The organism is Micromonospora sp. NPDC007271 (assembly GCF_040634005.1).
Lineage (GTDB): Bacteria > Actinomycetota > Actinomycetes > Mycobacteriales > Micromonosporaceae > Micromonospora.
Genome location: NZ_JBEYER010000182.1, coordinates 1 through 6,171, shown reverse-complemented (window position 1 = coordinate 6,171; position 6,171 = coordinate 1). Strand labels below are relative to the sequence as shown.

The 6,171-nt window shown below is 74.5% G+C and carries 7 protein-coding genes and 1 riboswitch; of the genes, 4 read left to right on the top strand and 3 right to left on the bottom strand.

Features of this window, described 5'->3' with window-relative positions; translation table 11 throughout:
* The coding region (locus ABZ570_RS33370) for an alpha/beta fold hydrolase (RefSeq protein ID WP_358072081.1) at window positions 1–456 on the bottom strand (456 nt) is incomplete at its 3' end.
* Window positions 457–545: 89 nt separating this feature from the next.
* Window positions 546–652: riboswitch (TPP riboswitch) on the top strand.
* 72 nt (window positions 653–724) lie between these two features.
* On the opposite strand from ABZ570_RS33370, the gene ABZ570_RS33365 reads away from it, so the two are divergent.
* The 3 genes from ABZ570_RS33365 (at window position 725) to ABZ570_RS33355 (ending at window position 3,650) form a co-directional block, all read left to right on the top strand.
* Window positions 725–1,315, top strand: a complete 591-nt coding sequence (locus tag ABZ570_RS33365) for an ECF transporter S component (protein ID WP_358072079.1) — start codon at window positions 725–727, stop codon at window positions 1,313–1,315.
* 104 nt (window positions 1,316–1,419) lie between these two features.
* Window positions 1,420–2,853 carry an ABC transporter ATP-binding protein gene (locus tag ABZ570_RS33360; RefSeq protein WP_358072077.1) on the top strand — a complete coding sequence of 478 codons (1,434 nt, stop codon included), beginning with the start codon at window positions 1,420–1,422 and terminating at the stop codon, window positions 2,851–2,853.
* Entirely contained in the window at window positions 2,850–3,650 is an 801-nt protein-coding gene (locus ABZ570_RS33355; protein ID WP_358072076.1) for an energy-coupling factor transporter transmembrane component T, read from the top strand. The genes ABZ570_RS33360 and ABZ570_RS33355 overlap by 4 nt, the downstream gene beginning before the upstream one ends.
* Before the next feature lie 9 nt (window positions 3,651–3,659).
* Here the strand turns inward: ABZ570_RS33355 and ABZ570_RS33350 are convergent, their stop codons facing one another.
* The gene (locus tag ABZ570_RS33350) at window positions 3,660–4,310 is read right to left on the bottom strand and encodes a response regulator transcription factor (RefSeq protein ID WP_358072074.1); all 651 of its coding nucleotides are present in this window, start codon (window positions 4,308–4,310) and stop codon (window positions 3,660–3,662) included.
* A complete protein-coding gene (locus tag ABZ570_RS33345) occupies window positions 4,307–5,506 on the bottom strand; it encodes a sensor histidine kinase (RefSeq protein ID WP_358072072.1) in 1,200 nt (399 codons plus the stop codon). Before ABZ570_RS33345 ends, ABZ570_RS33350 begins: the two co-directional genes overlap by 4 nt.
* A 157-nt stretch (window positions 5,507–5,663) precedes the next feature.
* Here ABZ570_RS33345 and ABZ570_RS33340 point away from each other — a divergent pair.
* On the top strand, window positions 5,664–6,171 hold a 508-nt coding region (locus ABZ570_RS33340), incomplete at its 3' end, for a hypothetical protein (RefSeq protein ID WP_358072070.1).

Genomic DNA, 6,171 nt, shown 5'->3' with positions numbered 1-6,171 from the left:
GCCGGGCTTGCGGAACAGTCCGATGTAGGCGGAGCGGGCCTGTTGCCGCCGGTCGGTGGCGAGCGCGTGCGCCATCGCCGCCGGGTGCGGCACCGAGACCGCGGTCAGGGTGCGGACCCGCTCCGGGTGCGCCGCCGCCAGGCCCCACGCCACGATCGCGCCCCAGTCGTGCCCGACCAGGTGCGCGTCCTGCACGTCGAGCGCGTCGAGCACGCCGGCCGCGTCCGCCACCAGCTCCGGAAGCCGGTACGCCTCGACCGCCCCCGGCCGTGCGCCCGGTGAGTAGCCGCGCTGGTCGAGCGCGTACGTGCGCAGGCCGGCCGCGTGCAGCGCGGGCACCACGTCGTCCCACTCGGCGCTGTGTTGCGGGAAGCCGTGCAACAGCAGGACGGGTACGCCGTCCGCCGGGCCGCCCGTGCGTACCTCGAACGTCAGACCTCGCGCGTCGACCCGCATGATTCGGCAGCCTACCCACCCGGGCCGGGGTCGATCACCCTGCTGGCCCAGGGGTGGACGGCGATGCTAGCGTCTGCCGGAGACAACTTCACATCCGACAGGGGAGCGCACAGCGCTGAGAGTGCGGGCCGGTGCCCGCAGACCCTCGAACCTGATCTGGGTAATGCCAGCGCAGGGAGTTCGGTCGACCTCCAGCCGCGCCGCCGTCCGGGCATCCGGACGCGGCGTGCGTCTTCTCCTGGTTCGTGTCACAGGACTGGGAGCAAACATGACTCAACCGACCACCAACCGGTGGCGCACCATCGACATCGTCGTCGCGGCCGTGATCGCCGTGGCCTTCGGTGTCATCTTCTGGGCCTGGGGGCTGGTCTGGCGGGCCGCCGACCCGCTCTTCGCCGCCACGCCCGCGGCGCAGGCGATCATGTACGGCGTATGGCTGGTCCCGGCCGTGCTCGGGGGTCTGGTCATCCGTAAGCCGGGTGCGGCGCTGTTCTGCGAGGCCGTCGCCGCGACGATCTCCGCCCTGCTCGGCGCCGAATGGGGTGGGGTCACCGTCGTCCAGGGGCTGATCCAGGGGCTCGGTGCCGAGGTGGCCTTCGCCGCCTTCCGTTACCGCTCGTTCCGGCTGCCGACCTCCGTGCTCGCCGGAGCGCTGACCGGCCTCAGCGCTGCCCTTTTCGACTTCTTCGTCTGGAATCCCGCCTACGACCTGACCACCTACCGCATCCCCTACGCGGCTCTCACGATCGTCAGCGCCGCCGTGGTTGCCGGCGTGGGCGGCTTCTTCCTGACCCGCGCCCTCGCCGGCAGCGGCGTCCTGGACCGCTTCCCCGCCGGCCGCGAACGCACCGCCATCTGACCGCCCGCCGCCGACCGCGTTGATCAAGGAGTTTGCGTCGGCCGAAGCGGTTTTCCTGACGCAAACTCCTTGATCAACCAACGTGGGGCCGGAAAGGGGGCGCGGTGAGTGCGGTGGTGGTGCGGGGGTTCGGGTGGCGGCATGCCGGGCGAAAGGGCTGGGCGGTGCGGGGGGTGGACCTGCGCGTCGAGGCCGGGGAGCGGGTGCTGCTGCTCGGGGCGTCCGGGGCGGGGAAGAGCACGCTGTTGGCGGCGCTCGCCGGGCTGCTGCCGGAGGACTCCGGTGAGCAGGAGGGCACCATCGAGATCGACGGGCTCGACCCGCGCAAGGCCCGGGAACGGGTCGGCGTCGTCTTCCAGGACCCGGAGACCCAGCTGGTGATGGCCCGCTGCGGCGACGACGTCGCGTTCGGGCTGGAGAACCGGGGCGTACCCGGCGAGGAGATCTGGCCCCGGGTGGACGAGGCGCTGCGCCGGGTCGGCTTCCCGTACCACCGGGACCGGCCCACCGCGGCGCTCTCCGGCGGCGAGCAGCAACGGCTCGCCCTGGCCGGGGCGCTCGCCCTGCGGCCCGGGCTGCTGCTGCTCGACGAGCCGACCGCCAACCTCGACCCGGCCGGCGCCACGCTGGTCCGGCAGGCCGTCCGGGACGCCCTCGACGCCGACACCACGCTGATCCTGGTCGAGCACCGGGTCGCCGAGGCGCTGCCGCTCGTCGACCGGGTGGTCGTCCTCGAACCGGGCGGCGGGGTGCGCGCCGACGGCCCGCCAGCGGCGGTCTTCGCCGCGCACGGCGACGCGCTCGCCGACGCCGGGGTCTGGGTGCCCGGCCGGAGCGTGCCGCCCCGGCACGCGACCACGCCGGCCGGAGCGCCGCTGATCACCGCCGACCGGCTCGGCCTGCCGCCCCGGTTGGCCCCCACCGACCTTCGGGTACGCGCCGGCGAGGCGCTCGCCGTCCTCGGCCCGAACGGCGCCGGCAAGTCCACGCTGGCGCTGCTCCTGGGCGGCCTGCTGCGCCCCGGCACCGGTGCGGTCACCGCCACCGCCGAGCTGGCCGGCCGGGACGCCGGCACTCCCCCGCACCGCTGGCGGGCACCGGCCCTGGCCCGGCGGATCGGTTCCGTCTTCCAGGACCCGGAGCACCAGTTCGTCACCGGCACCGTCTTCGACGAGCTGGCGCTCGGTCCACGCCGGACGGGCCAGCCCGAGGCGGCGGTCCGGTCCATCGTGGAGCGGCTGCTGGAGCGGCTCCGGCTGGCCCGGTTGGCCGCGGCGAACCCGTACACGCTCTCGGGCGGGGAGGCTCGGCGGCTGAGCGTGGCGACCGCCCTGGCCACCGCGCCCCGCCTGGTGATCTGCGACGAGCCCACCTTCGGCCAGGACCGGCGGACCTGGCTGGAGCTGATCGACCTGCTCGCCGAGCTGCGCGGCGCCGGCCACGGCATCGTGGCGGTCACCCACGACCCGGACTTCGTCGCCGCGCTGGCCGACCGCACGGTGACCCTCACGCGCCTCGGCGCCGGGGACCGGCCGTGATCGGGGTGGAGCCCGTCGCCGCGCCCGGGGCACCGCTGGCCCGGCGCAATCCCGTGGCGAAGCTGGCCGCCGCGCTGCTCTTCTCCTTCATCCTGATCGCCACCCTGGACCCGGTGGCCCCGGCAATCGCCATCGCGATCGAGCTGGCGCTGCTGCCGCTGTTCGGCGTCCGCTACCGGGTACTGGCCCGGCGGGCCTGGCCGTTGCTGGCCAGCGCCGGCGGCATCCTGGTCACCCTGGTGCTCTTCGCCGCCGACCGCTCCGGGCGGGTGCTGGTCGAGGCCGGCCCGGTCCTGGTCACCGAGGGAGTCCTGGTCACCGCGCTGGGGCTGGTGCTGCGCATGCTCGCGGTGGCGCTGCCCGGGATCGTCGTCTTCGCCACCACCGACGCCACCGACCTGGCCGACGCGCTGATCCAGAACGCGAAGGCGCCGGCCCGGTTCGCCATCGGCGCGCTGGCCGCGTTCCGGCTGGTGCCCCTGCTGGAACAGGAGTGGCGGATGATCAGCATGGCCCGGCGGGCCCGGGGCGTGGACGCCGGCCGGAATCCGCTCGCCCAGCTGCGGCTCTTCGGGTCGACCGCGTTCGCCCTGCTGGTCGGGGCGATCCGGCGGGGCACCCGGCTGGCGGTCGCGATGGACGCGCGCGGCTTCGACGCGGGGACGCCGCGTACGCTCGCCCGGCGGCAGCGGTTCACCCGGGCGGACGGCCTGCTGGTGGTCGGCGCAGCGGTGCTGGCCGGCGCGGCGCTGACGGTCAGCATCGTCCTCGGCACCTTCCGCCCCCTGATCGGCTGACCCCGTCCGCTACCGCCGGAGCTGCGCCACGCCGCTCTGGTACGCCAGCACGACCGCCTGCACCCGGTCCCGCACGCCGAGCTTGGCGAAGATGCGGTTCACGTGCGTCTTCACGGTCGCCTCGCCGACGAAGAGCTGGCCGGCGATCTCGCGGTTGGACAGGCCGAGAGCCATCATCCGCAGCACCTCGGTCTCTCGGGCGGTCAGCTCCGCCAGGCTCGGGTGGCCAGCCACGGACGCCGTCGCGGTGTAGTGGTCGATCAGGCGACGGGTGATCGACGGGGAGAGCAGGGCGTCGCCGCGGGCCGCCGTCCGCACCGCCTCGGCCAGTTCCCGGGGTGGAGTGGTCTTGAGCATGAAACCGGAGGCGCCGGCGCGCAACGCCCGGTAGACGTACTCGTCGAGGTCGAAGGTGGTCAGCATGATGACGCGGGTCGCGCTGCGCGCGGCCAGGATCCGCTCGGTCGCGGCGATCCCGTCCGTGGGCGCCATGTGGATGTCCATCAACACCACGTCGGGTGCGAACCGGTTCGCGAGTTGCACGGCTTCCTCGCCGTCGGCCGCGTCGGCGACGACCTCGAGGTCGGGCTGCGCGGAGAGGATCAGCCGGAGGCCGCCCCGCACCAACGCCTCGTCGTCGGCGATGAGGACCCGGATCATCCGGTGACCCCCGTCGGGGAGAGCCCGGCGGCGGACGCCTCGGCGTCGAAGGGCAACTCCACCCGTACCTCGAAGCCGCCCTCCCCCCGCGGGCCCGCGCTGACCGTGCCGCCGAACAGCTCCACCCGCTCCCGGATACCCGTCAGGCCGTGCCCGGTGCCGGCGCTCCGCCGGGCCGAGCCCGTGCCGTCGTCAACGACGTGCAGCCGGAGGGCATCGCCGGCCACCTCGATCGAGACCCGGACCGTCGCGCCCGGCGCATGCCGGGCAGCATTGGTCAACGACTCCTGGAGAATCCGGTAGCCGCTGACGTCGGCGGCGGCGGGGACCGCGGCGAGGTCACCCGTCACGGTCACGTCGACCTGCCCGCCCGCGAGGCGTACGCCGGCGGCCAACGGGTCGATCCGCCGCAGCGACGGCAACCCCTCCGGAGCCGCCTCGGTGCCGCGGAGGATGACGAGGAGCCGGCGCAGCTCGGTGACCACCTCGCGTCCGACGTCCTGCACCGCGTCGAGTGACGCGCGGGCCTGGCCCGCGTCCGAGTCGAGCACGGCCTGCGCCGCTCCCGCCTGCAGCACCATGACCGACACCCCGTGCGAGACGATGTCGTGCAGTTCCCGGGCCACCCGCAGCCGCTCGTCCGTCCGGGCGGCCGCCTCCCGCTCGGCAGCCAGGGCGACCAGCCGTGCCGCCTGCGCCCGCCGCATCCGCACGGCGTAGCCGGGGCCCAGCACGGCGAGCCCGACGAACAGGATGAACACCCAGTCGGAGTCGCCCGCCATCGCGTTCTCGATCCCGAGCGGAACGAAGTAGCCGACCGCGGCGACGGTCGGCGCGGCCCGGCCGCCCACGGCGACACAGCCGAAGGCGGCGGCGAGCAGCGCCACGAGCGGCACGACCGGCCACTCCGGCAGCACGGGCGTGAAGCTCTGCGCCGTGAAGCAGGCGCCGGCCAGGAGGGCGGCCGTCCGGGGATACGACGTGCAGCCGGCCACCGCCAGGCCGTAGCCCACCAGCAGCACGGTGAGCACGGCGAGCCAGCCGGCGGGAAGCGCGGCGAGGTCCGGCCCCTCCCCCTCGACGTAACCCGCCAGCGGAACGTACAGCTCGGCCAGGCCGAACGCGAACAGCGCGGTACCGGCGAGCGCGGTGGCCGCCTTGCGCCACCGGATCCGGACGTCGAGGGCGGCTGACATGCGCCGAAGGGTAGCGACGGCGGACCGGGTCGCGCGTCCACCCACGGGTGTAGCGGCGGCGGCGGGGACTCCACCCACGGATCAACTTCGCGGCCGACGACCTGGCCCGGGTGCGGCTCCTAGCGTCCCTCCCACGACTTTCGAAGGGAGATTTCTGATGGCTGACCAGACCGGGCGGCGGATGGGCCGGCTCACGGCGGGCGCCCTGCTCACGGGCGGCGTACTCTACGGCGTCGCGAACGCCTTCTACTGGGTGATGTTTCCGGACGACGTGTCGGAGACCGCTGGCAACGTGACAGTGGCCGCCGGGAACCTGGGCGCGTGGCGGGTGGAGACCGTCCTGTTCGCGCTGGCCCATCTGCTGCTGCTGCCGGCGACGCTCGGGCTCGCCACCGTTCTGGGCCGGCGCAAGCCGGTGGCGGCCACCATCGGCGGTGCCACCGCCCTGCTCGGGCTCTATTTCTCCACCGTCCACCTGTGGCAGTACAACGCCTTCTTCGGGGCGCTCGCCGGCGGCGGTGTCGACGCCGACGCCGCTCGACCGGTCACCGAGGCCATCGACGGCGACCCGTTCGTGATGGCCTCGTTCGCGGTGTGGCTGCTCGGCTGGCTGGTCGGCCTCCTGGTGCTCGCGTTCGGCGCCTGGCGGGCCCGGCTGGTGGCGC